25 protein-coding genes and 1 pseudogene are annotated in these 24074 nt (G+C 56.7%); 17 read left to right on the forward strand and 9 right to left on the reverse strand.

Going from position 1 to position 24074, the window contains the following annotated elements; translation table 11 throughout:
• The first annotated feature begins 88 nt into the window (after positions 1-88).
• Entirely contained in the window at positions 89-361 is a 273-nt protein-coding gene (locus ACQG2Q_RS09600) for a YnjH family protein (RefSeq protein ID WP_022647799.1), read from the forward strand.
• On the opposite strand, the gene ACQG2Q_RS09605 is transcribed toward ACQG2Q_RS09600, so the two are convergent.
• Positions 321-737 carry a pyrimidine (deoxy)nucleoside triphosphate diphosphatase gene (locus ACQG2Q_RS09605; RefSeq protein WP_022647800.1) on the reverse strand — a complete coding sequence of 139 codons (417 nt, stop codon included), beginning with the start codon at positions 735-737 and terminating at the stop codon, positions 321-323. The two genes, ACQG2Q_RS09600 and ACQG2Q_RS09605, sit on opposite strands and share 41 nt — an antisense overlap.
• A gap of 75 nt (positions 738-812) precedes the next feature.
• Between ACQG2Q_RS09605 and ACQG2Q_RS09610 the strand changes: the two genes are divergently transcribed.
• A complete protein-coding gene (locus tag ACQG2Q_RS09610) occupies positions 813-1385 on the forward strand; it encodes a carboxymuconolactone decarboxylase family protein (RefSeq protein ID WP_063849321.1) in 573 nt (190 codons plus the stop codon).
• Positions 1375-1992, forward strand: coding sequence for a CDP-alcohol phosphatidyltransferase family protein (locus tag ACQG2Q_RS09615; RefSeq protein WP_063849320.1), 618 nt, complete (start codon positions 1375-1377; stop codon positions 1990-1992). Before ACQG2Q_RS09610 ends, ACQG2Q_RS09615 begins: the two co-directional genes overlap by 11 nt.
• Here ACQG2Q_RS09615 and ACQG2Q_RS09620 read toward each other — a convergent pair.
• The 6 genes from ACQG2Q_RS09620 to xthA form a co-directional block, all read right to left on the reverse strand.
• Positions 1989-3296 (reverse strand): sulfurtransferase, encoded by a 1308-nt coding sequence (locus tag ACQG2Q_RS09620; protein ID WP_063849371.1) that lies wholly within the window; start codon positions 3294-3296, stop codon positions 1989-1991. The genes ACQG2Q_RS09615 and ACQG2Q_RS09620 overlap by 4 nt on opposite strands.
• A gap of 73 nt (positions 3297-3369) precedes the next feature.
• The gene (locus tag ACQG2Q_RS09625; protein ID WP_063137549.1) at positions 3370-3990 is read right to left on the reverse strand and encodes an ATP-binding cassette domain-containing protein; all 621 of its coding nucleotides are present in this window, start codon (positions 3988-3990) and stop codon (positions 3370-3372) included.
• Positions 3990-5519 carry an ABC transporter permease subunit gene (locus ACQG2Q_RS09630; protein ID WP_063849318.1) on the reverse strand — a complete coding sequence of 510 codons (1530 nt, stop codon included), beginning with the start codon at positions 5517-5519 and terminating at the stop codon, positions 3990-3992. Before ACQG2Q_RS09630 ends, ACQG2Q_RS09625 begins: the two co-directional genes overlap by 1 nt.
• On the reverse strand, positions 5492-6661 hold the full coding sequence (locus tag ACQG2Q_RS09635; protein ID WP_074169599.1) for an ABC transporter substrate-binding protein: 1170 nt from the start codon (positions 6659-6661) through the stop codon (positions 5492-5494). The genes ACQG2Q_RS09630 and ACQG2Q_RS09635 overlap by 28 nt, the downstream gene beginning before the upstream one ends.
• Positions 6662-6667: 6 nt before the next feature.
• Positions 6668-7351, reverse strand: a complete 684-nt coding sequence (locus tag ACQG2Q_RS09640) for a TVP38/TMEM64 family protein (RefSeq protein ID WP_045307967.1) — start codon at positions 7349-7351, stop codon at positions 6668-6670.
• 6 nt (positions 7352-7357) lie between these two features.
• Entirely contained in the window at positions 7358-8164 is an 807-nt protein-coding gene (gene xthA, locus ACQG2Q_RS09645; protein WP_023299900.1) for an exodeoxyribonuclease III, read from the reverse strand.
• Between the two features lie 433 nt (positions 8165-8597).
• On the opposite strand from xthA, the gene astC reads away from it, so the two are divergent.
• From astC to ves, 7 genes are all read left to right on the forward strand, one after another.
• Complete coding sequence (astC, locus tag ACQG2Q_RS09650) at positions 8598-9818, forward strand: succinylornithine/acetylornithine transaminase (protein WP_063849317.1); 1221 nt, start codon at positions 8598-8600, stop codon at positions 9816-9818.
• The gene (gene astA / locus ACQG2Q_RS09655) at positions 9815-10849 is read left to right on the forward strand and encodes an arginine N-succinyltransferase (RefSeq protein ID WP_022647810.1); all 1035 of its coding nucleotides are present in this window, start codon (positions 9815-9817) and stop codon (positions 10847-10849) included. Before astC ends, astA begins: the two co-directional genes overlap by 4 nt.
• Positions 10846-12333, forward strand: coding sequence for a succinylglutamate-semialdehyde dehydrogenase (astD, locus tag ACQG2Q_RS09660; RefSeq protein ID WP_063849316.1), 1488 nt, complete (start codon positions 10846-10848; stop codon positions 12331-12333). The genes astA and astD overlap by 4 nt, the downstream gene beginning before the upstream one ends.
• Positions 12320-13645, forward strand: a complete 1326-nt coding sequence (gene astB / locus ACQG2Q_RS09665; RefSeq protein WP_023305957.1) for an N-succinylarginine dihydrolase — start codon at positions 12320-12322, stop codon at positions 13643-13645. Before astD ends, astB begins: the two co-directional genes overlap by 14 nt.
• Positions 13646-13654: 9 nt before the next feature.
• Positions 13655-14620 carry a succinylglutamate desuccinylase gene (gene astE / locus ACQG2Q_RS09670; RefSeq protein WP_063149527.1) on the forward strand — a complete coding sequence of 322 codons (966 nt, stop codon included), beginning with the start codon at positions 13655-13657 and terminating at the stop codon, positions 14618-14620.
• Positions 14621-14957: 337 nt separating this feature from the next.
• Positions 14958-15452, forward strand: coding sequence for an ATP-independent periplasmic protein-refolding chaperone Spy (gene spy / locus ACQG2Q_RS09675; RefSeq protein WP_022647814.1), 495 nt, complete (start codon positions 14958-14960; stop codon positions 15450-15452).
• Between the two features lie 167 nt (positions 15453-15619).
• Positions 15620-16177 carry an environmental stress-induced protein Ves gene (ves, locus tag ACQG2Q_RS09680; RefSeq protein WP_022647815.1) on the forward strand — a complete coding sequence of 186 codons (558 nt, stop codon included), beginning with the start codon at positions 15620-15622 and terminating at the stop codon, positions 16175-16177.
• Here the strand turns inward: ves and cho are convergent.
• Together cho and nadE are read right to left on the reverse strand one after the other, a co-directional pair.
• Complete coding sequence (cho, locus tag ACQG2Q_RS09685) at positions 16155-17033, reverse strand: excinuclease Cho (protein WP_032624399.1); 879 nt, start codon at positions 17031-17033, stop codon at positions 16155-16157. The two genes, ves and cho, sit on opposite strands and share 23 nt — an antisense overlap.
• A 115-nt stretch (positions 17034-17148) precedes the next feature.
• Entirely contained in the window at positions 17149-17976 is an 828-nt protein-coding gene (gene nadE / locus ACQG2Q_RS09690) for an ammonia-dependent NAD(+) synthetase (protein ID WP_063849315.1), read from the reverse strand.
• Between the two features lie 231 nt (positions 17977-18207).
• Between nadE and osmE the strand changes: the two genes are divergently transcribed.
• The 7 genes and pseudogenes from osmE to chbG all read left to right on the forward strand — a co-directional run bounded on the left by osmE (position 18208) and on the right by chbG (position 24059).
• On the forward strand, positions 18208-18552 hold the full coding sequence (gene osmE, locus ACQG2Q_RS09695; RefSeq protein ID WP_022647818.1) for an osmotically-inducible lipoprotein OsmE: 345 nt from the start codon (positions 18208-18210) through the stop codon (positions 18550-18552).
• 269 nt (positions 18553-18821) lie between these two features.
• Positions 18822-19151, forward strand: a pseudogene (locus ACQG2Q_RS09700) (PTS sugar transporter subunit IIB); the annotation flags it as partial.
• A gap of 80 nt (positions 19152-19231) precedes the next feature.
• A complete protein-coding gene (gene chbC, locus ACQG2Q_RS09705; protein ID WP_017384664.1) occupies positions 19232-20590 on the forward strand; it encodes a PTS N,N'-diacetylchitobiose transporter subunit IIC in 1359 nt (452 codons plus the stop codon).
• Between the two features lie 47 nt (positions 20591-20637).
• Positions 20638-20985, forward strand: a complete 348-nt coding sequence (gene chbA / locus ACQG2Q_RS09710; RefSeq protein WP_022647820.1) for a PTS N,N'-diacetylchitobiose transporter subunit IIA — start codon at positions 20638-20640, stop codon at positions 20983-20985.
• A gap of 2 nt (positions 20986-20987) precedes the next feature.
• The gene (gene chbR, locus ACQG2Q_RS09715; protein ID WP_255248675.1) at positions 20988-21833 is read left to right on the forward strand and encodes a transcriptional regulator ChbR; all 846 of its coding nucleotides are present in this window, start codon (positions 20988-20990) and stop codon (positions 21831-21833) included.
• A 109-nt stretch (positions 21834-21942) separates the two neighbouring features.
• Positions 21943-23298, forward strand: coding sequence for a 6-phospho-beta-glucosidase (locus ACQG2Q_RS09720; protein ID WP_022647822.1), 1356 nt, complete (start codon positions 21943-21945; stop codon positions 23296-23298).
• 11 nt (positions 23299-23309) lie between these two features.
• Positions 23310-24059, forward strand: a complete 750-nt coding sequence (gene chbG, locus ACQG2Q_RS09725; RefSeq protein ID WP_063849313.1) for a chitin disaccharide deacetylase — start codon at positions 23310-23312, stop codon at positions 24057-24059.
• The last annotated feature ends 15 nt before the right edge of the window (positions 24060-24074 follow it).

Genomic DNA, 24074 nt, shown 5'->3' on the forward strand with positions numbered 1-24074 from the left:
TCATAACCAAAAGCGATGACGAGATAAATTAAAGATCCCGTCAGGATCTACCGTTATAGATATAAACGATGCAAAGGAAATTAAGTCTATGAACCGTTTCGCAATGGCCGCGTTATGTTTGATGGTGTCCGCCGGGGCACAGGCTGATCGCATTCGCCCGGATGTCGAAGTTAACGTGCCGCCAGAGGTTTTTAGCGCTGGCGGACAGCGTGCGCAGCCGTGTAATCAGTGCTGTATCTATCAGGATCAAAACTATTCCGAAGGCGCAGTGGTCAGGGCGGATGGCGTGCTGTTGCAGTGCCAGCGTGATGAACGCACCCTCAGTACAAACCCGCTGGTCTGGCGTCGCGTAAAAGAATAAACGCTTCCAGAAGCGGTATATCCGCCGGGGCTAAATCATACGTGAACGCGTCTTCTGGCGTGCACCACACCAGCGCCGAGTGGTAGTGCGCCTTCAGCTCGCCGCTAAATTCCGGCACGTGCCAGGCGTGGAGGTGGATCAGCCGCTGCGACACTTCCCGCTGGTGGCTTGCCACATACCGCGCGGGCACGGCTTCAATGCCGAGCTCTTCGCGTAGTTCGCGGATCAGCGCTTCCTGCTGGGTCTCACCGGCTTCAACCTTTCCGCCCGCAAATTCCCACATTCCTGGCTGATCGGCATGTTCGGGACGCTGCGCCAGCAAGATCTTGCCCTCTTTTTCGAGGATGGCCGCAACAACATCGAGTGTTTTCAGCATGTTCGTCAATAATTAATAGCGAAAAACGACATATTATCGTGCCCTGCCAAAGAGTCCAGTCATCAGGAGAATCAGGTGAAAGAGACAGCCGCCTGGGTTGCGCCCATGGAAACCCTTCCCGTCAGCCTCAAGCCCATTGCTGCCATGCAGAAAAAACACTTCGGCGCGGTGCTGAACCCCACGCGCTGGTGGGGGCGTATGCCGCGTCTTTTCTGGCTGGTAGCGCTATTTGTCGGCTATCTGGAGCGGCGCAAGGCGCGTTTGACGCCGGTTCTGCGTTCGTTACTAATGACGCGGGTCTCGCAGATCTGCCACTGCGCATTTTGTATTGACGCCAACAGCCTGCGTCTGGCCGAGCGGAGCGGGGCGCTGGATAAAGTGCAGGCCGTCAACGTCTGGCAAAATTCCACCCTGTTCAGCGAAGAGGAGCGCGCGGCGCTGGCCTATGCGGAGGCGGTCACCGCCACGCCGCCTCAGGTGGATGAAAATATCAAAAACCAGCTGAAGCGCCACTTTAGCGAAGAGACTATCACCGAAATGACGGCTCTGATTGCCTTTCAGAACCTCTCCGCCCGCTTTAACGCCGCGCTGGATATCCCGGCTCAGGGCCTGTGTGCCACGTTTAAAGGTGAACCGCATGCTGGATAAACATCTGCATCCACGGCTGAAGCCCGGGTTAAATCAGCTGGCCGCCGCGCTGGATAAACCGTTTGTTACGCCTGATGGGTTAACGCTCGCCGGGTTTGCGATTGGCGTACTGGCGTTACCGTTTCTGGCGCTGGGCTGGTATCTGCCAGCGCTGGTCGCCATTGTGCTGAACCGGCTGCTGGATGGTCTGGACGGTGCGCTGGCGCGTCGCCGTGGCCTGACGGACGCGGGAGGATTTCTTGATATCGCCCTCGACTTCCTGTTTTACGCGCTGGTACCGTTTGGCTTCGCGCTGGCCGCTCCGGCTGACAATGCGATCGCCGCCGCCTGGCTGCTGTTCGCGTTTATGGGGACGGGCAGCAGTTTCCTGGCCTTTGCCGCGCTGGCGGGGAAGCATAATATCGACAACCCCGGCTACGCGCACAAGTCGCTTTATTACATTGGAGGATTAACGGAAGGAACGGAGACCATCGCGCTGTTTGTGCTGTGCTGCCTGTTTCCGGCACACTTCACGCTGTTTGCCTGGGCGTTTGGCGCGTTGTGCTGGCTGACCACCACAACGCGCATCTGGAGCGGTTACGTGACGCTGAGGTCACTCCCCCGCTAGCGTGCGCTCTCCGGTCCACGCTCCCCGGTGGAGACCGGGTTCTGCGGATGGCTGCTCCATTCGTACCAGCCGCCGTCGTAGACGGCAACGTTTTGCCAGCCCATGGCGCGGGCGTACATAAAGGCTTCAGACGCGCGCCAGCCGGTACCACAGTAGAACGCAACGTGCTGCTCCGGCAGGATATTCCACGTCTTCCACATGGCGGCAATATCATCGGCGCTGCGCATGGTGCCATCCGGATTGTGGAAATCTTCCATGTGGGTCGCGTCGCTACCCGCATGGCCCCAGCGCGCACCGGCAATGTCACCTTTTGGCTTGATATAACTGTAGCCGCTGGTTTCACCGATAAACTCTGGCCAGGAACGAATGCTCACCAGGGATGCATCCTGACGGTGCAGCATTCCCCGGGCCTGTTCCATATCCACCATCAGCCGGGGCTGGCCCGGGATCGGCGCGCCAAAATCAGGGGCTGGCTTCACGCTCTCAGGCGTTCCGCGCTCAACGGGCAGGCTGGCGTCTGACCATGCCTTCCAGCCGCCGTCCAGAATACGCACATCCTTCACGCCCGCGTAGAGCATGATCTGCGCCACGCGCGCGGCGGCATATACGTCGCGACCGTACAGAATGACGGTGGTATCGTGACGGATACCGTGCTTCGCCAGCATCGCTTTCAACTTTTCGTCAGCGACCTTATTCCACAGCGGTTCGCTTTCCACTTCATTGGTGTCGATGTAGCCCGCGCCGGGAATGTGGCTCAGGAGATAAAGCTTCGGCGCACCCCAGCCAGCCTCGATCACCTTCCACTCTCCGGCTGGTGCGGCGGTAACGGGTTTGCCCTGCTGCAACAGGTGGATCCACTGCGGATAAACCAGCTGTTCAAAATGTGCCAGACGTTGCAAACGGTCGGATTGTTGCAGGGCATCGCTCAGGATGGAAACGTGGGTAAAACCCGCTTTTTCCAGCCGCGTTTTGACGGTCTGGTTGTCATCATCGTTGCCATAGAGCGCAACCGGCATGTCGGGCGTAATCCGATGCTGTTTTGCCCAGCCGCTGAGCTGTTCATCGCTCATTGCCCCAAGCCAGCCTGCAGAGAGATTAAGCGCGGCGGGTTCATGCCCGGACGTTCCGCGCAGCGCCTGCGGCCAGCCGTTATAGAACGCACTGATGCGCGTATCAATTACCGCGCCGTTTTGCGCCTGGAGCTGGTCCAGCGTGAGGGAGTGGGGCATATCAGCCGCCATGGAGGAGAGTGAAGCGAGGCCGCAGATCAGAGCCAGCGCGGTCAGTTGAGAAACACGTTTCATCGAAAAACCTGACGTCATTAAAAGAGGGTGGCATTGTCGTCTCTCCTGAAGCCAAAAACATTGCGTTAGCACATTATTGCCAGCGAGAAATCTCAATCACCTCTCCGCCGGGCGGGATATCTTCCTCATCATGCGTGACCAGCACCATCGGGATCTTGCGCTGGCGAGTGGTTTCGAATACCCACGCCCGGAATGAGGCGCGGAGCGTTTTATCCAGTCGGCTGAACGGTTCGTCGAGCAGCAATGCCTGCGGCTGGGCGAGAAGGGCGCGCAGCAGGCTGACCCGGGCGCGCTCGCCGCCGGAAAGGGTCGCCGGATCGCTGACATAGTGGTTTGCCAGCCCGGCAGATTCAAGAGCCTGTTCTACCGCGTCGCGCCGCGCGCGTCCGGCAATGTGCGCCGGCAACGCCAGCATCAGGTTTTGCCCCACGCTGAAGGCGTCAAACAGCAGGGCGTCCTGAAACAGAATGCCGATCCCGCGCGTTTCCACGGGGAGCATATCGCAGCGACGATCGTTCAGCCACAGCTCGCCGTGCGCCTTAAAATCAGCGGATAACGCGCCCACCATCCAGGCGAAAAGGGTCGATTTCCCGCTCCCGGAGGGTCCCATCAGCGTGAGAATCTCCCCTGCCGGGACGCGGAAGTTGACCTCACGTAAGAGTGGCGCAATGGTGAGATTTTTCACGTTCAGCATTAACGTAATCCTTGTCTGTGACGGCCCACGAACCGGGCGAGCAGCGCGGCAAGGGCAAATACGCTGCTGGTCAACAGCAACAGACCCAGCGCCCGGCTGGCAAGGATCGGAACGCTGCCGCCGCTGCTGAGGGCGACCGCCTCCGTGGTCAGAGTAGTAAAACGACCCGCTCCCAGCCAGAGGGTGGGCATGTACTGGGCCATGCTCACGGAAAAACCGGTGGCAACGGCCAGCAGGGCCGGACGAATCATCAGGGGGCATTTCACTAACCAGAAAATTTTCGCCTGTCGCCAGCCCAGCGTTCTGGCGGTGAGGATAAGCCGGGGATCGAGCCTGCGCCAGGCCGGTTGCAGCACCAGGAGCATCCACGGGAGAACCCAGAGCATATGGCTCCAGAGCACCGCAGCGTACTGGCCGTCGATGCCCAGCCACAGCGCCACGGCATACTGCCCGGACACGAGGGGCAGCGCCGGGAGGGCAAGCGGCAGCCAGATCCACACCGCGCCGCGCTGGGGTCCCCACTCAAGCCAGATCATGAGGATGGCCAGCGCTGTCAGGCTGGACAGCAGTCCCAGTGAAAGGCTGTCGCTGACGGGGCCGATGTCGCCCCGGCGTGCCAGCATCAGCAGAACCAGCGCACAGAGCACGCCGCACAACGGCAGTAACCCGCCCAGCGTCCGTGCGGGCAACGCGGTATGCGAAGCGCGACGTACCCCGGAGGGGTCAGGCTGGGCGCGCCGCCATGCCGTCCAGAGGCCGTATCCCACCGCGGCAAGTGCGGCCAGCAGCAGGAGCAACACCAGACACAGCAACGTTCCTTTTGTCTGCTGCTGCGCATCGCCCTGGGTCAGCCACTGCCAGGCCAGCACCGCCAGCGTAGGTGGGTTGCCCGGCCCGAGCACGATCGCCACATCCACCACGGAAAGCGACCAGGCGAGCACCGCCAGCATCACGGCGCCCAGCGCGGTGGCGATAGCCGGGAGGACGAGCCAGTTAAGCGCCTGCATTCGTCCGTAGCCGAAGGTATGCAGGACAATTTTCTGCTGTGCGAGGCGCTTTTCAGGCAGCGCGGCGTAGATTGCCCACAGAACGAACGCGCTCTCTTTGACCGCAAGCGTCAGGCCAAGCCCGATACCGTAGCGGTCAAGCTGCGGCGAACAGACTGTACAGATCCGGTAAAACTGACCGCCTTCCGCAAACAGCAGCAGCGCGCTGGTGGCGAAGGCGACGTGCGGCACGGCTAACAGCCACGGCAGACGGGTGCTCAGGCGCTGCCAGCCATCACCCGGCCAGAGAAGCGCAAGCAGGCTCAGGGCGATAAACAGTGAACCCAGCGTCGCGATGAGGGTTGATACCAGCGTAGCGGCCAGCGCCTGCGGCAGCTGCGGGTCGGCAAACAGCGCCGCCCAGTTACTGAGAGAAAACGCCGGGGCCAGCAGCATGCCGCTGGCGGGAAGCAGTGGCAGATAGATGACCGCCATTGCCGCCCAGACCAGCCCGCTTAGCGGGTTCCGTAGCGGCGAAGCCATTCCTGCTCCAGGGCGTTAACCCAGGCGGCGTGCGGTTCGGGAAGTACATCAGGCGTGCCTGAAGGGGTAAAGGCATGAAGCTGTTTTGCCGCTTTCGCAGGTAGTTTGGCACCATCCAGCACGCTCGGGTCACCCCAGACGGCAGGATCGGCTTTGCGGATCTGCGCCTGCGGTGACAGCAGGAAATTTGCCACCACTTTCGCCCCTGCGCTCGCACTGGCATTTGCCGGGATTGCGACAAAATGGACGTTGCCGATCATGCCTTTGAGAAAGCCGAAACTGTAGCTGTCGGCAGGCAGTTCACCGCTCGCCACCTTTTGCATCGCATGGGCGGGGTTAAAGGTGAGCGACAGGTTCAGGCTGCCGCTGGCCAGCAGCGTATCCATGCGCGCAGGCGATGGAGGAAAATCGTTCCCTTCGCGCCACAGCAGGGGATGCAGGGTATCAAGATAGTCCCACAGCGGCGCGGTGATCTCTGCAAAGGTGCCGTCCGGCGCGTTTTTTAACGCCTCCGGATGGGCGGTCAATGCCAGCAGAAGCTGTTCAAGAAACGCCGTGCCGGTAAAATCCGGCGGTCGCGGATAGCTCACCTTGCCAGGGTGCTGCTGAGCGTAAGCCAGCAGCGCGTGGGGATCTGCCGGAGGCGTCGGCATACTCGCTTTACGGGCGATGAAGGTTAACTGCGCGCCGCCCCATGGGGATTCCGCCCCATCGGTCGGGATGGCAAAATCTTCCGTGACCGGTTTACGGGTATCGACGTAACGCCAGTTGGGCAGGGTTTGCGCCCAGCCGGTGAGCAGCAGGTTTGCCTCCTTCAGCGTGCGGAAGTTTTCCCCGTTTACCCAGAGTAGATCCACCGACCCGTTACTGCTGCGTCCTGCGGCCTGTTCCGTCTGGATCCGCTTCACCGCATCGGCGGCATCGGACAGATGAACGATCTTCAGGTTAATGGCGTAGTGCGTTTTCATCTCGCCGCTCACCCAGTCGAGGTAGCGGTTAACGGCCTCGTCACCGCCCCAGGCGTTAAACCAGACGGTCTGCCCGGTGGCCTGTTGCTGAATGGATTGCCAGCTTTCTGCGGCGAAGGCAGAGGTTGCCAGCAGCAGACTCGTCAGAAACGCGCAAAAACGCACCCGGCGCATAATGCCTCACTTTTTAATCGAAGGGATGTAACGGGAAAACAGCCAGCGAGTGACCAGCGGTAATAACCCTAATAGTGTAAAGGCGAACAGCAGTCCCGGCGACAGAATATCGCGCAGCGTGGTGAGTTTTCCCAGCTCGCGTCCGGCGTTCAGATAAATGACGGTGGCAGGTAGCATCGCAAGCTGGCTGACCCACCAGTAGTGACGCACCTGGATACGGGTTAGCCCCATCAGCAAATTGACCAGAAAGAACGGAAACAACGGCATCAGGCGCAGGGCAAAAAGGTAGCGCGCGCCATCGCGAACCATCCCCACATCGATCGTGTTCATCTGTGCGGCAAAGCGCCGTTGCACCCAGTCACGCAGCAGATAACGGCTGACGAGCATGGCAAGCGTGGCGCCGAGCGTCGAGGCCAATGACACCAACAGCATCGCCTCCCACAGGCTGAAAATCGCCCCGCCGAGCAGCGTCAGAAGTGCAGCCCCTGGTATCGACAGCGCAGAGACCAGAACGTAAACCGCAAAATAGATCAGCGCGCTCTGAAGGGGCGCCTGCTCCACACGATCGAGCAATGTATGCTGGTGTATTTTTAACGTGTCGAGGGAGAGCATGCCCGGAGGAAGCAAAACAACGATCAAAACAAATGCGCCCAGAAGGGCGCACAGGAGACTGATTTTTTTAATATTCACTGAGGATTACAGCTTGAACGTTGCCCATACCGGCGCATGGTCGGACGGTTTTTCCATGCTGCGAATATCATAGTCGATACCGGTTTCGATGCAGCGTTCGGCCAGGGGGGCGCTCGCCAGCAGCAGATCAATACGCAGGCCCCGGTTGTCATCGAAGCCTTTTGAGCGGTAGTCAAACCACGAGAAGCGATCCTGCGTCTCCGGGTTAGCGGTGCGGAAGGTATCCACCAGCCCCCAGTCAAGCAAGCGCTGCATCCACTCGCGCTCTTCCGGCAGGAAGGAACATTTCCCGGTGCGCAGCCAGCGCTTGCGGCTGTCTTCGCCAATGCCAATGTCCAGATCAGTCGGGCTGATATTCACATCCCCCATGATCAGCACCGGATTATCTTTGTTGAGTTCGGTCGTAAGGTAGTTTTGCAGATCCTGATAAAATTTGGCTTTGGCCGGGAATTTGGTCGGGTGGTCGCGGCTTTCACCCTGCGGGAAGTAACCATTAATCACAGTGATGTTACCCAGCGGGGAAGGCAGCTCAGCCATGATGAGACGACGCTGTGCTTCTTCACCGTCACCCGGGAAGCCACGACGTACCGACACCGGCGTATCTTTGGTCAGCAGCGCAACGCCGTAGTGGCCTTTCTGACCGTGGTAAAAAACGTTATAGCCCAGCTTCGCTACCTCTTCGAGCGGGAACATATCGTCGTGAACTTTTGTCTCCTGCAAGCCGATCACATCTGGCTGATGTTGCTCAACAATCGCTTCGAGCTGGTGAGGGCGGGCACGCAGGCCGTTGATATTAAAAGAGACAAATTTCATAGTCGCTGCCAATGCAAGGTGAATAGTGCAAGGATGGTAGCAGAATTTACGTCGTCTGTTATCCGCTTCGCCCAATTACTGCGACAGATAATGCCGACGGTGCAATATTTGCACCATTTCGACGCGTTTTGCCCTCGAACAGGGCGTAAAGGACCGATAAATTTCGCGAGCGATCACAATTCCAGAATTATATTTGGCATGTGCATACTCTTTCTTGTTTTCGTGCGGCAAAGCGCCGCTTGCTGTAAAAATATTCACTATTTATGCATTAATAGTGAATAACTCCATATTGTAACTCATTGATATTCTGTTACCCAAATCCGTTTATGCATTTTTATCGCTGGCTGGCACGAACGCTGCAATCTACATTCACAGTGCAAACACTCAATTATTTAACATTTAAACAACCTTTTATTTACCGGATGAGGTCGCTATGTCTCTGTCAGTTACGCGTGAAAATTTTGATGAATGGATGATGCCGGTATACGCTCCGGCGGCTTTTATTCCGGTACGTGGGAAAGGCTCTCGCCTGTGGGATCAGCAGGGCAAGGAGTATATCGACTTTGCGGGTGGGATTGCGGTGAATGCGCTGGGGCATGCAAACCCGGCGCTGCGGCAGGCGCTGAATGATCAGGCGGCGAAATTTTGGCATACCGGCAACGGTTATACCAACGAACCGGCGTTGCGTCTGGCGAAGAAGCTGATCGACGCCACTTTCGCAGAAAAAGTCTTTTTCTGTAACTCCGGCGCGGAAGCGAACGAAGCGGCGCTGAAGCTGGCGCGCAAATATGCGCACGATAAATTCGGCGCGCACAAGAGCGGCATCGTAGCCTTTAAAAATGCCTTCCATGGCCGCACGCTGTTTACCGTCAGTGCGGGTGGTCAGCCCTCATATTCTCAGGATTTTGCGCCGCTGCCGCCGGATATCCGTCATGCGGCGTATAACGATTTACACTCTGCCAGCGAGCTGATTGACGACACCACCTGTGCGGTGATTGTCGAGCCCATGCAGGGGGAAGGCGGCGTCATGCCCGCCCAGAAAGCGTTCCTGCAAGGGCTGCGCGAGCTGTGCGATCGGCATAACGCGGTCCTGATTTTTGACGAAGTCCAGACCGGCGTGGGCCGTACGGGTGAGCTGTACGCCTACATGCACTATGGCGTGACCCCGGATGTGCTCTCAACAGCTAAAGCGCTCGGCGGCGGCTTCCCGGTGGGGGCGATGCTGACCACCGATACATTCGCCAGCGTGATGACCGTGGGCACCCATGGCACCACTTACGGCGGTAACCCGCTGGCAACCGCTGTCGCCGGACAGGTGCTGGATATCATCAACACTCCTGAGGTGCTTAGCGGCGTGAAGCAGCGTCACCAGTGGTTTGTTGAGCGTCTTACCGCCATCAATAACCAGACCGGCATGTTCAAAGAGATCCGCGGTCTGGGGCTGTTGATAGGTTGTGAGCTTGCCCCTGAGTTTGCTGGCAAAGCGAAGCTGATTTCACAGGAAGCGGCAAAGCAGGGCGTGATGGTGTTGATTGCCGGCGCTAACGTGGTGCGGTTTGCCCCTGCGCTGATCGTCAGTGAGGAAGAGGTCAGAACCGGGTTAGATCGTTTTGCGCTGGCCTGCGAACAGGTGAAGTCCGGGGTGTCATCATGATGGTCATCCGTCCCGTTGCGCACGGCGATCTCGCCGGGCTTATGCAGCTTGCCGGTAAGACAGGGGGCGGGCTGACCTCGCTGCCTGCCGATGAAAAAACGCTGTCGGCGCGCATTGAGCGCGCCCTGCAAACCTGGCAGGGGACGTTGCCAAAAAGCGAACAGGGCTATGTGTTCGTGCTGGAAGAGACCGACACGGGAACCGTGGCGGGGATTTGCGCCATCGAGGTGGCCGTCGGGCTTAACGATCCGTGGTACAACTACCGCGTCGGCACGATGGTCCACGCCTCGAAAGAGCTGAACGTCTACAACGCGCTGCCGACGCTCTTTCTCTGTAATGACCATACCGGCGCCAGCGAACTCTGCACCCTGTTTCTCGATCCGGACTGGCGCAAAGAGGGTAACGGTTATCTGCTCTCCAAATCGCGCTTCATGTTTATGGCCGCCTTTCGCGACCGCTTCAACGAAAAAGTGGTCGCGGAGATGCGCGGCGTAATTGATGAGACGGGCTACTCGCCGTTCTGGGAGAGCCTGGGCGAACGCTTCTTCTCCATGGAATTTAGCCGGGCGGATTACCTGTGCGGTACCGGTCAGAAGGCGTTTATCGCCGAGTTAATGCCGAAGCATCCTATTTATACCCATTTCTTAACGCCTGAAGCGCAGGCGGTGATCGGCGAAGTTCACCCGCAAACCGCCCCGGCCCGTGCAGTGCTGGAGAAAGAGGGTTTTCGCTACCGCAATTACGTCGACATCTTTGACGGCGGTCCAACGCTGGAATGCGATATTGACCGCGTACGCGCCATCCGAAAAAGCCGCCTGGTTGAGGTTTCAGAAGGCCAGCCCGCGCCGGGCGAGTGGCCAGCCTGTCTTGTCTCGAACGAGAATTACGCCAACTTCCGCGCCATGCTGGTGCGAACCAACCCAACATGCGAGCGTCTGGTACTGACGGCTGCGCAACTGGATGCCCTGAAATGTAACGCTGGCGACACGGTTCGCCTGGTGCGGCTCTGCCCTGAGGAGAAAACAGCATGACTCTATGGATTAACGGTGACTGGGTAACGGGCGAAGGTGATGCGCGGACAAAAACTAACCCGGTCGGCCAGGAGGTGCTCTGGTCGGGGAGCGACGCCAGCGCCGGGCAGGTTGAGCAGGCCTGCCAGGCTGCACGCCGCGCGTTTCCGGCATGGGCGAAACGGCCATTCTCCGAGCGCCAGGCGCTGGTTGAGAAATTTGCTGCGCTGCTGGAGGCCAATAAAGCAGAGCTGACCCGCATCATTGCCTGCGAAACCAGCAAGCCGCGCTGGGAGGCAACAACAGAAGTGACGGCGATGATCAATAAAATCGGTATATCGGTGAAGGCGTACCACGCCCGCACCGGTGAGCAGCATACCGGGATGCCGGACGGCGCCGCCACGCTGCGCCACCGTCCGCACGGGGTGTTGGCGGTGTTTGGCCCGTACAACTTCCCCGGGCATCTGCCGAACGGGCATATTGTGCCTGCGCTGCTGGCGGGAAATACCGTTATCTTCAAGCCGAGTGAGTTAACCCCCTTAACCGGAGAAGCGGTGGTAAAACTCTGGGAGCAGGCAGGGCTGCCGCCGGGCGTGCTGAATCTGGTGCAGGGCGGGCGTGAAACCGGTCAGGCGCTGAGTGCGCTGAGCGACATTGACGGTCTGCTGTTTACCGGCAGTGCCGGAACGGGTTATCAGCTGCATCGTCAGCTGGCGGGGCAGCCGGAAAAAATTCTGGCGCTGGAGATGGGTGGCAACAACCCGCTGATTGTGGAAGATCCGGATGATATCGATGCTGCGGTCCACCTGACCATTCAGTCGGCATTCATTACCGCCGGACAGCGCTGCACCTGCGCCCGCCGCCTGCTGGTTAAACGCGGCGCGCAGGGGGATGCGTTTCTTAAGCGTCTGGTGGAGGTGAGCGGGCGTCTGGTTCCCGCGAAATGGGATACCGAGCCGCAGCCGTTTATCGGCGGGCTGATCTCCGGGCAGGCGGCGCTGAACGTGCTGAAAGCGTGGCAGGAGCACGTGGCGCGCGGGGCGAAAACCCTGCTGGAGCCGAAGCAGGTAATGCCGGGCACATCGCTGCTGACGCCGGGGATTATTGAGATGAGTGCGACGAGCAACGTGCCGGATGAAGAGGTCTTTGGCCCGCTGCTGTGCGTCTGGCGCTATGACGATTTTGCATCGGCGATCGAGATGGCCAACAACACCCGCTACGGCCTGTCGAGCGGCCTGATATCCCCGCATCGCGAGAAATTCGACCAGCTGCTGCTGGAAGCGCGCGCCGGGATCGTGAACTGGAACAAACCGCTGACCGGCGCGGCGAGCACCGCGCCGTTTGGTGGCGTAGGGGCATCGGGCAACCATCGCGCCAGCGCCTGGTATGCCGCCGATTACTGCGCGTGGCCGATGGCAAGCCTGGAAACCCCGGCGCTGACGCTGCCGGAGACGCTGAATCCGGGGCTGGATTTTACAGAGGGTGACGCCCATGAAAGCGCGTGAGGTTAACTTTGACGGACTGGTGGGGCTGACGCACCACTATGCCGGGCTGTCGTTCGGCAATGAAGCTTCGACGAAGCACCGTTTCCAGGTCTCGAACCCGAAGCTGGCGGCGAAGCAGGGGCTATTGAAAATGAAGGCGCTGTCCGATGCCGGTTTCCCGCAGGCGGTGATCCCGCCGCAGGAGCGGCCGAACGTGGCCGTGCTGCGCCAGCTGGGCTTCAGCGGTACGGATGAACAGGTGGTTGAAAAAGCCGGTACGCAGTCCCCACAGCTGCTTTCCGCGGCCAGTTCAGCCTCTTCAATGTGGGTAGCGAATGCCGCCACCGTCGCGCCGTCGGCGGATACGCTGGACGGCAAAGTGCATCTGACCGTCGCTAACCTGAACAACAAATTCCACCGCGCCAGCGAAGCGGAGACCACCGGGCGTGTGCTGCGCGCCATTTTTAATCATGATGCGCATTTTGAGGTGCATTCGGCGCTGCCGCAGGTCGCGATGTTTGGCGACGAAGGGGCGGCAAACCACAACCGTCTGGGTGGCGATTACGGCGATCCGGGTTTGCAGCTGTTTATCTATGGACGGGAAGAGGGCGGCCACGCCGCGCCGGTTCGTTATCCAGCGAGACAAACCTTAGCCGCAAGCCAGGCGGTTGCACGGCTGAACCAGGTTAATCCTACTCAGGTGATTTTTGCCCAGCAAAATCCGCAGGTGATCGACCAGGGCGTGTTTCATAACGACGTGATTGCCGTTTCCAACCGTCAGGTGCTGTTCTGCCACGAGCAGGCGTTTGCCCATCAGGAAAAGTTGCTGGCCACGCTGCGCGAACGCGTGCCGGGATTTATGCCGATTCAGGTGCCCACGCAGGCGGTAAGCGTGCAGGATGCGGTCGAAACGTATCTGTTCAACAGCCAGCTGCTGAGCCGGGATGACGGCAGCATGATGCTGGTGCTGCCGCAGGAGTCCCGCAACCATCAGGGCGTCTGGCGCTATCTCAGCGAACTGGTACAGGCGGATAACCCGATTGATGAACTGCGCGTGTTTGATCTGCGGGAAAGTATGGCCAACGGCGGGGGACCGGCGTGCCTGCGACTGCGCGTGGTGTTAACGCCGGAGGAAATGCAGGCCGTGAATCCGGCGGTGATGATGAACGACACGCTGTTCAATACCCTCAATGACTGGGTGGACCGCTACTATCGTGACCGTCTGGTTCAGGCCGATCTGGTTGATCCGCAGCTGCTGCGCGAAGGCCGCGAGGCGCTGGATGCATTATCAACCATCCTGCAACTGGGATCGGTTTATCCGTTCCAGCGCTAAGGAGACGATATGGAAAACTTTCTGGCGCTGACGCTGGCTGAAGAGACACCGGAGCGGCACGAGGGGGAAGGCCCCTCGTTCCACTGGCGATGGCTGGGGCCGGGCGTGCTTGAACTGACGCCGACGGGGCAATATAACCTGTCGCTGCTGCTTTCTACCGGCATTCACGGGAATGAAACCGCGCCCGTGGAGATTGTCGATCTGTTGCTGCGCGCGCTTTATCGCGCAGAGATCACGCTGCACTGCCGTCTGCTGGTGGCACTGGGAAATCCGCCTGCGCTGGCGCAAAACAAACGGTATCTCGTGAGCGACATCAACCGAATGTTTGGTGGCCGCTGGGCGCAATTTCCACAGAGTGATGAAACGACACGTGCGCAATGGCTGGAGAAGGTGGTCACGGCGTTTTTTGCCGGGGCGGGGGAGACGCGCTGGCACCTCGATCTGCATACCGCCATCCGCGCCTCGTACCACGTACGTTTTGGCGTGTTACCGCAGCGCCATCAGCCGTGGGATGAGGCGTTTCTGACCTGGCTTGGCGACGCGGGACTGGAAGCGCTGGTTTTCCACCAGACGCCGGGCGGCACGTTTACCCACTTCACCTGCGAGAATTTCGGCGCGCTGTCCTGCACGCTGGAGCTGGGAAAAGCGCTGCCGTTCGGGCAAAACGACCTGACGCGTTTTGCCCCTACGCATCAGGCGCTTCGGGCGTTGCTCGCAGGGGTTGCGCCGGAACCCACCCGGGAACCCGTCGTGCGCTATCGGGTCGTACAGCAGATCACGCGTCAAAGTGAAGCTTTCCAGCTTCATATGGCGCCCCATACGCTGAACTTCACGCCGTTTCGCCAGGGCGTCCTGCTGGCGGAAGATGGTGAGACGCGCTATGCGGTACAGAACCCCACGGAATATGTTTTATTTCCTAACCCGTCAGTCGCGTTTGGTTTACGAGCCGGGTTGATGCTGGAAAAAATGCCCTGATCGTCTCCCCTCGCGCAGACCGGAGGGGAAACGAAGAATTAATTTCTTAACGTTAAAAGCGCTCTGGAAGTGTTTGCAGAATATTCCTGGAGAATTGCTTTATTATTAAACGGCACTTCGCTATACTCCTCCACAATCTCTTTAAAATCATCCTGTTGAATATTTTTGTTTCATCTCTCCACGCTTTTTCCTTAATTTCTCCATAATTGGCGAAAACGTGTTTTTTATACTTTCATTGTTTTACCGTTGCTCTGACTAATTGACGATAAACCCCGTAAAGTTAATCTCGTCAACACGGCATAGCGCCGAAGAATAACTGAAAGTAAGGAAAGACATTATGCGTAAATTAACTGCACTGTTTGTTGCCTCTACCCTGGCTCTGGGCGCTACCAGCATGGCGTTCGCCGCCGATACCGCGACCACTACCGCCGCGCCGGCAGAAGGCAAAATGATGATGCATCATAAAGGCAAGCCGGGTATGCATCATGAGATGATGATGTTTAAAGATCTGAACCTGACCGATGCGCAGAAGCAGCAGATCCGCGACATCAGGAAAAGTCAGCGTGACCAGATGAAACGTCCTCCGCTGGAAGAGCGCCGCGCGATGCATGACATCATTGCCAGCGACAGCTTCGACAAAGCAAAAGCAGAAGCGCAGATCGACAAAATGGCCGAGCAGCATAAAGCGCGCATGCTGGCCCACATGGAAACCCAGAACAAGATTTACAACATTCTGACGCCGGAACAGAAAAAGCAATTTAATGCCAATTTTGAGAAGCGTCTGACAGAACGTGCAGCGCCGGAAGGTAAAATGCCTGCACCAGCCGAATAATCGGTTCACTCTCTTAAGACCGCCGGGCTCCTGTCTACACAAGCGAAAACGCTGTGGACAGGACCGGCGGTTTTTCTTTTGCCCCATGCCTAAGGTCTGGCCTTACCGTTGCCGATAATACGTCTGTGAAAATGCCCTGGCGCACGGTGCGTCCTTCAGGAGTGGTCATGGAATTCTTTGATATCCGTAAAATACCCGTCAGTCTCTGGCGTAACGGCGCGGGCGAGACGCGTGAGATTTGCTGTTTCCCTCCCGCGACGCGGGATTTTTCCTGGCGGGCCAGCATCGCCTCCATCGCCAGTAACGGCGAATTCTCCGCGTTTCCGGGCGTTGACCGGGTGATTACGCTGCTGGAAGGCGGCGAGGTGACGCTGGATGCGGGGAGGGCGTTTTGCCATACCCTGAAACACCATCAGCCTTACGGCTTTGCGGGCGATTTGACGGTGAAAGCCGTGCTCACGGAGGGGCAGATGTCGATGGATTTCAATGTCATGACCCGACGGGAGCACTGCCAGGCAAAGGTGCGCGTTGCTACCCGAACGTTCACTACCTTCGCATCACGCGGTGGCGTGGCGTTCGTATTAAGCGGCGCCTGGCAACTGGGCGATAAATTACTGACCGCCGATCAGGGCGCCAGCTGGCAAGAGGGCAGCCATACCCTCCGTCTACTGGAAACGAAGGGGTCGCTGCTGTTCAGTGAAATTACCTGGCTGCCGGGTCATTGAGCATGACTATCTCATATTTACCGGTTAACAGCGGCTTACAGAGAATTTTGTAGCCATCCTGATCGAACCCGGCAGGTGTGCGCAGCAGGGCGGCAGCGTCATCCAGACTTTCAACCGCGCCAAGCCAGAGCCAGTTGCGGATGACGTGATAGTGCGTCATCGCATCGCGGGTCTCTTTCAACGCCACCGCGCCTTCCCACGGCCAGCAGTTGACGCTGATTGAGGCCAGGCCAGCCATAAACCGGGCATGATGTTCTTCAACGCTCTCTTTTCCACAGCACGCCCCGGCGCAGCGTTTCAACGCGGAGCGGAAACAGGCGCGACCGCGGGTAGTCGCTTCCAGTCCTAACAGGCCGTAACAAAGCTGTAATTCATCAGCAAGGGATTGCAGAGTTTGCAGTGCGGCACGTTTGTTGGCAAACAGACCGTAAAGATTCGGTTCATGCGAAAAATCCACTTCCCGGGCATAAACGACCTGCGGTTTTCCCGCGTTAACCTGCAAGGAACACAGCTGGCGGTTGCGGCGCAGGCGTTTGTTAAACAGCGGCTGCTGTTCCTTGATGAGCCGGGCTTCGAGCAGAAGCGCGCCCAGTTCACCTGCCGTCTCGATCCAGGTGATCCGCCGGGACTGTCTGAGCATCGACGCTTCGTCCGGCGTACGCAGGTGCGACATCACCCGACTGCGGATATTTACGCTTTTGCCGATATAGAGCGGCATGGTGTCGCTGTCGCCGTGGAAGAAATAGACGCCAGGCTGTTTAGGCAGCGCCTCAAGCCAGGGGCGAAGATGCTCGGGATATTCGTAGATAGCCGCCGCTTCAAACTCAAGACGCGGGGCGGATTGACGCCTGCTCACATACTGCTCCATATACTGTTCAGGCATACAGTGTAGCAGGTGTTTGGTGGTTAAAAAAGAGCCGGGTGGCGGTTACGCCTTACCCGGCCTGCAAAACTGAGTTACCGTTTTGCTTTTACTTTTTCCAGAAATCATCAAACACCGTAATGGGTGGACGGCGTTTGTGCTCGGTTTTCAGATACCAGCCTTCAATAATTTTTGCGGTACCTTCGTCGAGCGTTTTGCCTTCCAGATAATCATCGATGTTGTCATAGGTCACACCCAGCGCGGCTTCATCCGGCAGGGAAGGGCGATCGTCTTCCAGGTCTGCCGTTGGCGCCTTCTTATACAGGTGCTCCGGGCAGCCCAACGCCGCCAGCAGTTGCTTACCCTGACGCTTGTTCAGGCGGAAGAGGGGGTTGATGTCCGTGCCGCCATCGCCGTATTTGGTGAAGAAACCGGTGATGGCTTCCGCGGCGTGGTCGGTGCCGACGACGACCCCTTTGGTCATCCCTGCGATACTGTACTGCGCTTTCATGCGCTCACGGGCTTTCTCGTTGCCACGAACAAAATCGCTCAGTTCAATACCGGCTTCACGCAAGGCCTGCTCGCTTGCCAGTACCGAACCTTTGATGTTTACGGTAAGAACACGGTCCGGCTGAATAAAGGCGATCGCATCCTGACAGTCCTGCTCGTCGGCCTGCACGCCATACGGCAGACGTACGGCAATAAATTGCAGTGCGATGTCACCGGTCTCGTCACGCAGCTCGGTGATGGCCATCTGGCTTAGTTTACCGGCCAGAGTGGAGTCCTGACCGCCGCTGATACCCAGTACCAGCGTCTTCAGGAAAGGGTGTGCGGACAGGTAAGCTTTCAAAAAATCAACGCTACGACGGATCTCTTCTTTGGCATTAATCGCAGGTTTCGCGCCCAGCGCCTGAATAATTTCTTGTTGCAGAGCCATTACGCCCTCCCTATGCAGAACCAAACAGAAAGTGTGATCTGTTAAAACTAACCCTTTGTCGGGGAAACGACAAGGATCACAGTTTTGAGTGTACTGTTTTACAGCGATTTAGCAGCTTATCGTTGTTTTATTAGAATTTTCCGAAATTCGTCTGGCGTAACTCGCAAAGTTGAACAATAGTAATTTTTATCCCATGCTTAGTTAACACGCTGATAAACAAGAGGACGGAATATGAACAAGAACGTAGCAGGAATTTTAAGCGCAGCGGCGGTACTGACTATGCTGGCTGGGTGTACAGCTTACGATCGCACCACAGATCAGTTCACACAGCCAGTGGTAAAAGACGTCAAAAAAGGCATGACGCGTTCCCAGGTTGCAGCCATTGCCGGTAAACCTTCTTCAGAAGTCACTATGATCCACGCGCGTGGCACCTGCCAGACCTATATTCTGGGTCAACGTAATGGTAAGGCAGAAACCTACTTTGTCGCCCTGGATGATACCGGTCACGTGATCAATTCGGGCTACCAGACCTGCGCTGAATACGACACCGATCCACAGGCACCTAAGGCGCAGTAACCGCGCTTGCCTGAAAGTGTTAACAAACCGGCCTGATGGCCGGTTTTTTTATGCATACGTAAATCTTATTTCTTAGCGCGAAATATTTGCCTGAAATGTGAAGGTAGTCAACAAGCCAGGTCAATGAGAGACAATTTGAGTCTATCCAGAATTATCCCCTCCCTGTACCATTGCGTATACTCACTTCAACGACAAACAATGTTCAGCACACTGCCCGTCAGCCAGGATAGCGAGTCGATTGATAGCGCGACGGCGGTCAGTCCAATAAGAGGGAAATTATCATGGAAAAGAAACATATCTACTTGTTCTGCTCTGCGGGCATGTCCACTTCGCTGCTGGTTTCAAAAATGCGCGCGCAGGCCGAAAAATATGAAGTCCCTGTGGTGATTGAGGCGTTTCCGGAAACGCTGGCGGGCGAAAAGGGTCAGACAGCAGATGTAATTTTACTCGGGCCGCAAATCGCTTATATGCTGCCAGAAATTCAACGTTTGCTCCCTAATAAGCCGGTCGAAGTGATCGATTCCGTTTTATACGGCAAGATTGATGGTTTAGGTGTATTAAAAGCTGCTGTTGCGGCGATTAAAAAAGCTGCTAATTAATTTTTTATTTTTCCCGTCAAAGAGTTATTTCACACACAATACGCCGTAACGGTCGTTGCGGCATTTAAGGGTATTTTCCTATGAGTAAAGTCATCGCTTCACTTGAAAAGGTACTCCTTCCTTTTGCTGTTAAAATAGGAAAGCAGCCTCACGTTAATGCCATTAAGAACGGCTTTATTAAATTAATGCCGTTGACATTAGCCGGGGCAATGTTCGTTTTAATTAACAACGTTTTTCTCAGCTTTGGAGAAGGTTCCTTTTTTTATTCATTAGGAATTAGGTTAGATGCTTCCACTATTGAAACCCTTAATGGTTTAAAAGCCATTGGCGGCAACGTATACAATGGTACGTTGGGTATTATGTCGCTAATGGCGCCTTTCTTTATTGGAATGGCGCTGGCGGAAGAGCGTAAAGTGGATCCGCTGGCGGCAGGCTTACTGTCCATTGCCGCGTTTATGACCGTCACGCCGTACAGCGTGGGCGACGCTTACGCCGTGGGCGCCAACTGGCTGGGTGGGGCAAACATTATTTCCGGTATTATTATCGGACTGGTGGTGGCCGAAATGTTCACCTTTATTATTCGCCGCAACTGGGTTATCCGCTTGCCGGATAGCGTTCCGGCCTCCGTTTCTCGTTCATTTTCCGCGTTGATACCGGGCTTCATTATTCTCTCCATCATGGGGATTATTGCCTGGGCGCTCTCTCACTGGGGGACTAACTTCCACCAGATCATTATGGACTCTATCTCAACGCCGCTGGCGTCGATGGGTAGCGTGGTCGGTTGGGCGTATGTCATCTTTACCTCCCTGCTGTGGTTCTTCGGCGTGCATGGTTCACTGGCACTGGCGGCGCTGGACAGCGGTATTATGACCCCGTGGGCACTGGAAAACGTCGCGCTTTACCAGCAGTACGGCTCCGTCGATGCGGCGCTGGCGGCCGGTAAAACCTTCCATGTGTGGGCGAAGCCGATGCTTGACTCCTATATCTTCCTGGGCGGTACCGGGGCGACGCTGGGTCTGATCATCGCGGTCTTTATTGTCTCTCGCCGCGCCGACCATCGTCAGGTTGCGAAGCTGGCCCTGCCGTCAGGCATCTTCCAGATTAACGAGCCGATCCTGTTTGGTCTGCCAATTATCATGAACCCGGTGATGTTCATTCCATTCATCCTGGTTCAGCCGCTGCTGGCCGCGATTACGCTGACGGCGTATTACCTGGGCATTATCCCGCCGGTGACCAACATTGCGCCGTGGACGATGCCAGCTGGTCTGGGCGCGTTCTTCAACACCAACGGTAGCGTGGCCGCCTTCCTGCTGGCGATATTCAACCTCGGGATTGCAACCCTGCTCTACATGCCGTTCGTGGCGATTGCGAACAAGGCTGCAACGGTTATCGATGAAGAAGAGAGCGAAGAGGATATCGCCCTCGCACTGAAATTCTAAAATTGCACGGCGCGGGGCAGCCCGCGCCAGCGTAAAGGAGCTTAAAGATGTTAGATTTAGAGAGTATCGTTGCCGAAGAAACCGCAGTGAACGATTTGGAAGAGGTGGTGATGGGGCTCATCATCAATTCCGGGCAGGCGCGAAGCCTGGCGTATGCGGCGCTTAAGCAGGCTAAGCAGGGCGATTTTGTTGCCGCGAAAACCATGATGGAGCAGTCCCGTACGGCGTTAAACGAAGCGCATCTGGTGCAGACGAAACTCATCGAAAGCGACCAGGGCGAAGGGAAGATGAAAGTGAGTCTGGTGCTGGTACATGCGCAGGATCACCTGATGACCTCCATGCTGGCGCGCGAGATGGTAGCGGAGCTCATCGAGCTTCACGAGAAGATGCAGTAAGTCTGAACAGGCACCAGGAGGTCAGCACGATGGAAATCAAAACCGCACATGAGCAGCAGCTGTTTAATGGCAAGAATTTTCACGTGGTGATTTACAACAAAACGGAGAGCGCCAGCGGTCTGCACCAGCATGACTACTACGAGTTCACGATTGTTCTGACCGGCCGCTACTATCAGGAGATTAACGGTAAGCGCGTCCTGCTTGAGCGTGGCGATTTCGTCTTCCTGCCGATGGGGTCCTATCACCAGAGCTTTTATGAGTTTGGTGCGACGCGCATTCTTAACGTAGGGGTGAGCAGGCGTTTCTTCGAGAAGCACTATCTGCCGCTGGTTCCGTTCTGCTTTGTGGCGTCACAGGTGTATCGCGTTAAAAATGAGTTTATGACCTGGATTGAAACGGTTATCGCCTCGCTGAATTTCCGCGACAATGAATTTGATGAATTTATTGAAACCGTGACGTTCTACGTCATGAACCGTCTTCGCCATCACCGTGAAGAACAGCAGGTGGTGGATGATATTCCTCAGTGGCTGCGCAGTACCGTGGAGCTGATGCACGACAAAGGACAGTTCAGCGATAACGCCCTGGAAAACATGGTGGCGCTGTCGGGTAAATCGCAGGAATATTTAACGCGCGCCACGCAGCGCTATTACCGTAAAACGCCTGTTCAAATTATTAATGAAATCCGCATCAATTTTGCCAAAAAACAGCTGGAAATTACTAACTACTCTGTCACCGATATCGCTTACGAATCGGGTTACAGCAGCCCCAGCCTGTTTATTAAAACCTTTAAGAAAATGACTTCATTCACACCGAACAGTTACCGCAAAAATTTAACGGTATTTAATTAACTTTCGGCGGTTTATCCGCCAGGAATATTGACGTAATGGCTTGCCCAAATAGCGGGAAGAGTACGCTATACCTTGCAGGCGATTACCCTGATAAGCTAAGGGAGAATTTATGCAAAAGAAATTAAAAGTCGTTACCATTGGTGGCGGCAGCAGCTATACCCCGGAATTACTTGAAGGTTTCCTGAAACGTTATCATGAATTACCGGTCAGCGAATTATGGCTGGTGGATGTTGAAGAAGGTCAGGAGAAGCTAAATATTATTTTTGAACTGTGCAAACGCATGGTTGAAAAAGCAGGCGTGCCTTTAACCGTGCATAAAACGCTGGATCGCCGCCTGGCGCTGAAAGATGCTGACTTCGTGACCACCCAGCTGCGCGTCGGCCAGCTGAAGGCGCGTGAGCTGGACGAGCGTATTCCGCTGAGCCACGGTTATCTGGGCCAGGAAACCAACGGGGCAGGTGGCCTGTTTAAAGGTCTGCGTACGATTCCGGTCATTTTTGACATCATTAAAGACGTGGAGGAGATCTGCCCGAACGCGTGGGTGATTAACTTTACCAACCCGGCCGGGATGGTCACCGAGGCAGTCTATCGTCACACCGGTTTCAAACGCTTTATCGGCGTCTGCAATATTCCGATCGGCATGAAGATGTTCATCCGCGATGTGCTGGCGCTAACCGATAACGATGAATTGTCCATTGACCTGTTCGGCCTGAACCACATGGTCTTTATCAAAGATGTGATTGTGAACGGGCAATCGCGCTTTGCGGAGCTGCTTGATGGCGTTGCCTCTGGTCGCCTGACCGCGGCCTCGGTGAAAAACATCTTCGATCTGCCGTTCAGCGAAGGGCTGATCCGCTCCCTGAATCTGCTGCCGTGCTCGTATCTGCTTTACTACTTCAAGCAGAAAGAGATGCTGGCGATTGAAATGGGCGAATACTACAAAGGTGGCGCACGCGCTCAGGTTGTACAGAAAGTAGAGAAGCAGCTTTTTGATTTGTATAAAGATCCGAACCTGAACGTCAAACCGAAAGAGCTTGAGCAGCGCGGTGGGGCATACTATTCAGATGCCGCGTGTGAAGTGATCAACGCCATTTACAATGACAAGCAGGCCGAGCACTATGTGAACGTTCCGCATCATGGGCACATCGACAATATCCCGGCAGACTGGGCCGTGGAGATGACCTGCATCCTTGGGCGCGAGGGTGCAAAACCGCATCCCCGCATTACCCACTTCGACGATAAGGTGATGGGCCTGATTCACACCATTAAAGGCTTTGAAGTGGCGGCGAGCAATGCGGCCCTGAGCGGCGAGCTGAATGACGTGCTGCTGGCGCTGAACCTGAGCCCGCTGGTGCATTCTGACCGTGACGCTGAAAAACTCGCGAGTGAGATGATCCTGGCGCATGAGAAATGGCTGCCAAACTTTGCTGCAACGGTTGAGAAACTGAAACTCACACACCGTTAAGAGGAGGCGCGATGGAAAACCTGCTGATCGTCAATGCCGATGATTTCGGCCTGTCAAAAGGGCAGAACTACGGCATTATCGAAGCCTGTCGCCGGGGCGTCGTGACCTCTACAACAGCGCTCATCAACGGTGAGGCGGTGGAACATGCGGCGCAGTTAACCCGTGAGCTGCCCGAACTGGGCGTGGGCATGCACTTTGTGCTGACGCTTGGGTTGCCCCTTTCACCGATGCCGGGGCTGACGCGCGACGGGCAACTGGGTAAATGGATTTGGGAAATGGCGGAGCAGGACGCTTTGCCACTTGATGAGATTGCCCGCGAGCTGGACTGCCAGTTTAACCGCTTTGTGGATGTGTTTGGCCGCGAGCCCACCCATATCGACAGTCATCATCATGTGCATATGATCCCGGCGATTTTCCCGCTTGTGGCAGAATTTGCCCAACGTAAAGGCGTGGCGATGCGCGTGGATCGGGAGGTGCGCGGACTGCCGGACGTTGCGGTGACGTCAACGGAGGGGTTCAGCAGCGCATTTTATGGCGACGATATCGACGAAGCGCTGTTCCTGAAGGTGCTGGATGCCTCCGCCGCAAAAGGGGAGCGCTCGCTTGAGGTAATGGCGCATCCGGCGTTTGTCGATAACATCGTACGTAAGAGCGCCTACTGCTGGCCGCGTCTGACGGAACTGGACGTGCTAACGTCGGCGTCGTTGAAATATGCGATTGCCGAGCGTGGGTATCGTCTGGGGACGTTCAGGGATTTGTGAGCAAAATAAAGCCCG

The organism is Enterobacter cloacae complex sp. 370H10 (genome assembly GCF_050031535.1).
Taxonomy (GTDB): domain Bacteria; phylum Pseudomonadota; class Gammaproteobacteria; order Enterobacterales; family Enterobacteriaceae; genus Enterobacter; species Enterobacter intestinihominis.

Coding starts and splice junctions, on each gene's coding strand:
- ACQG2Q_RS09600 (WP_022647799.1), top strand. CDS start 89: ATGAACCGTTTCGCAATGGCCGCGTTATGTTTGATGGTGTCCGCCGGG.
- ACQG2Q_RS09605 (WP_022647800.1), bottom strand. CDS start 737: ATGCTGAAAACACTCGATGTTGTTGCGGCCATCCTCGAAAAAGAGGGC.
- ACQG2Q_RS09615 (WP_063849320.1), top strand. CDS start 1,375: ATGCTGGATAAACATCTGCATCCACGGCTGAAGCCCGGGTTAAATCAG.
- ACQG2Q_RS09620 (WP_063849371.1), bottom strand. CDS start 3,296: ATGAAACGTGTTTCTCAACTGACCGCGCTGGCTCTGATCTGCGGCCTC.
- ACQG2Q_RS09625 (WP_063137549.1), bottom strand. CDS start 3,990: ATGCTGAACGTGAAAAATCTCACCATTGCGCCACTCTTACGTGAGGTC.
- ACQG2Q_RS09630 (WP_063849318.1), bottom strand. CDS start 5,519: ATGGCTTCGCCGCTACGGAACCCGCTAAGCGGGCTGGTCTGGGCGGCA.
- ACQG2Q_RS09635 (WP_074169599.1), bottom strand. CDS start 6,661: ATGCGCCGGGTGCGTTTTTGCGCGTTTCTGACGAGTCTGCTGCTGGCA.
- xthA (WP_023299900.1), bottom strand. CDS start 8,164: ATGAAATTTGTCTCTTTTAATATCAACGGCCTGCGTGCCCGCCCTCAC.
- astC (WP_063849317.1), top strand. CDS start 8,598: ATGTCTCTGTCAGTTACGCGTGAAAATTTTGATGAATGGATGATGCCG.
- astA (WP_022647810.1), top strand. CDS start 9,815: ATGATGGTCATCCGTCCCGTTGCGCACGGCGATCTCGCCGGGCTTATG.
- astD (WP_063849316.1), top strand. CDS start 10,846: ATGACTCTATGGATTAACGGTGACTGGGTAACGGGCGAAGGTGATGCG.
- astB (WP_023305957.1), top strand. CDS start 12,320: ATGAAAGCGCGTGAGGTTAACTTTGACGGACTGGTGGGGCTGACGCAC.
- astE (WP_063149527.1), top strand. CDS start 13,655: ATGGAAAACTTTCTGGCGCTGACGCTGGCTGAAGAGACACCGGAGCGG.
- spy (WP_022647814.1), top strand. CDS start 14,958: ATGCGTAAATTAACTGCACTGTTTGTTGCCTCTACCCTGGCTCTGGGC.
- ves (WP_022647815.1), top strand. CDS start 15,620: ATGGAATTCTTTGATATCCGTAAAATACCCGTCAGTCTCTGGCGTAAC.
- nadE (WP_063849315.1), bottom strand. CDS start 17,976: ATGGCTCTGCAACAAGAAATTATTCAGGCGCTGGGCGCGAAACCTGCG.
- osmE (WP_022647818.1), top strand. CDS start 18,208: ATGAACAAGAACGTAGCAGGAATTTTAAGCGCAGCGGCGGTACTGACT.
- chbC (WP_017384664.1), top strand. CDS start 19,232: ATGAGTAAAGTCATCGCTTCACTTGAAAAGGTACTCCTTCCTTTTGCT.
- chbA (WP_022647820.1), top strand. CDS start 20,638: ATGTTAGATTTAGAGAGTATCGTTGCCGAAGAAACCGCAGTGAACGAT.
- ACQG2Q_RS09720 (WP_022647822.1), top strand. CDS start 21,943: ATGCAAAAGAAATTAAAAGTCGTTACCATTGGTGGCGGCAGCAGCTAT.
- chbG (WP_063849313.1), top strand. CDS start 23,310: ATGGAAAACCTGCTGATCGTCAATGCCGATGATTTCGGCCTGTCAAAA.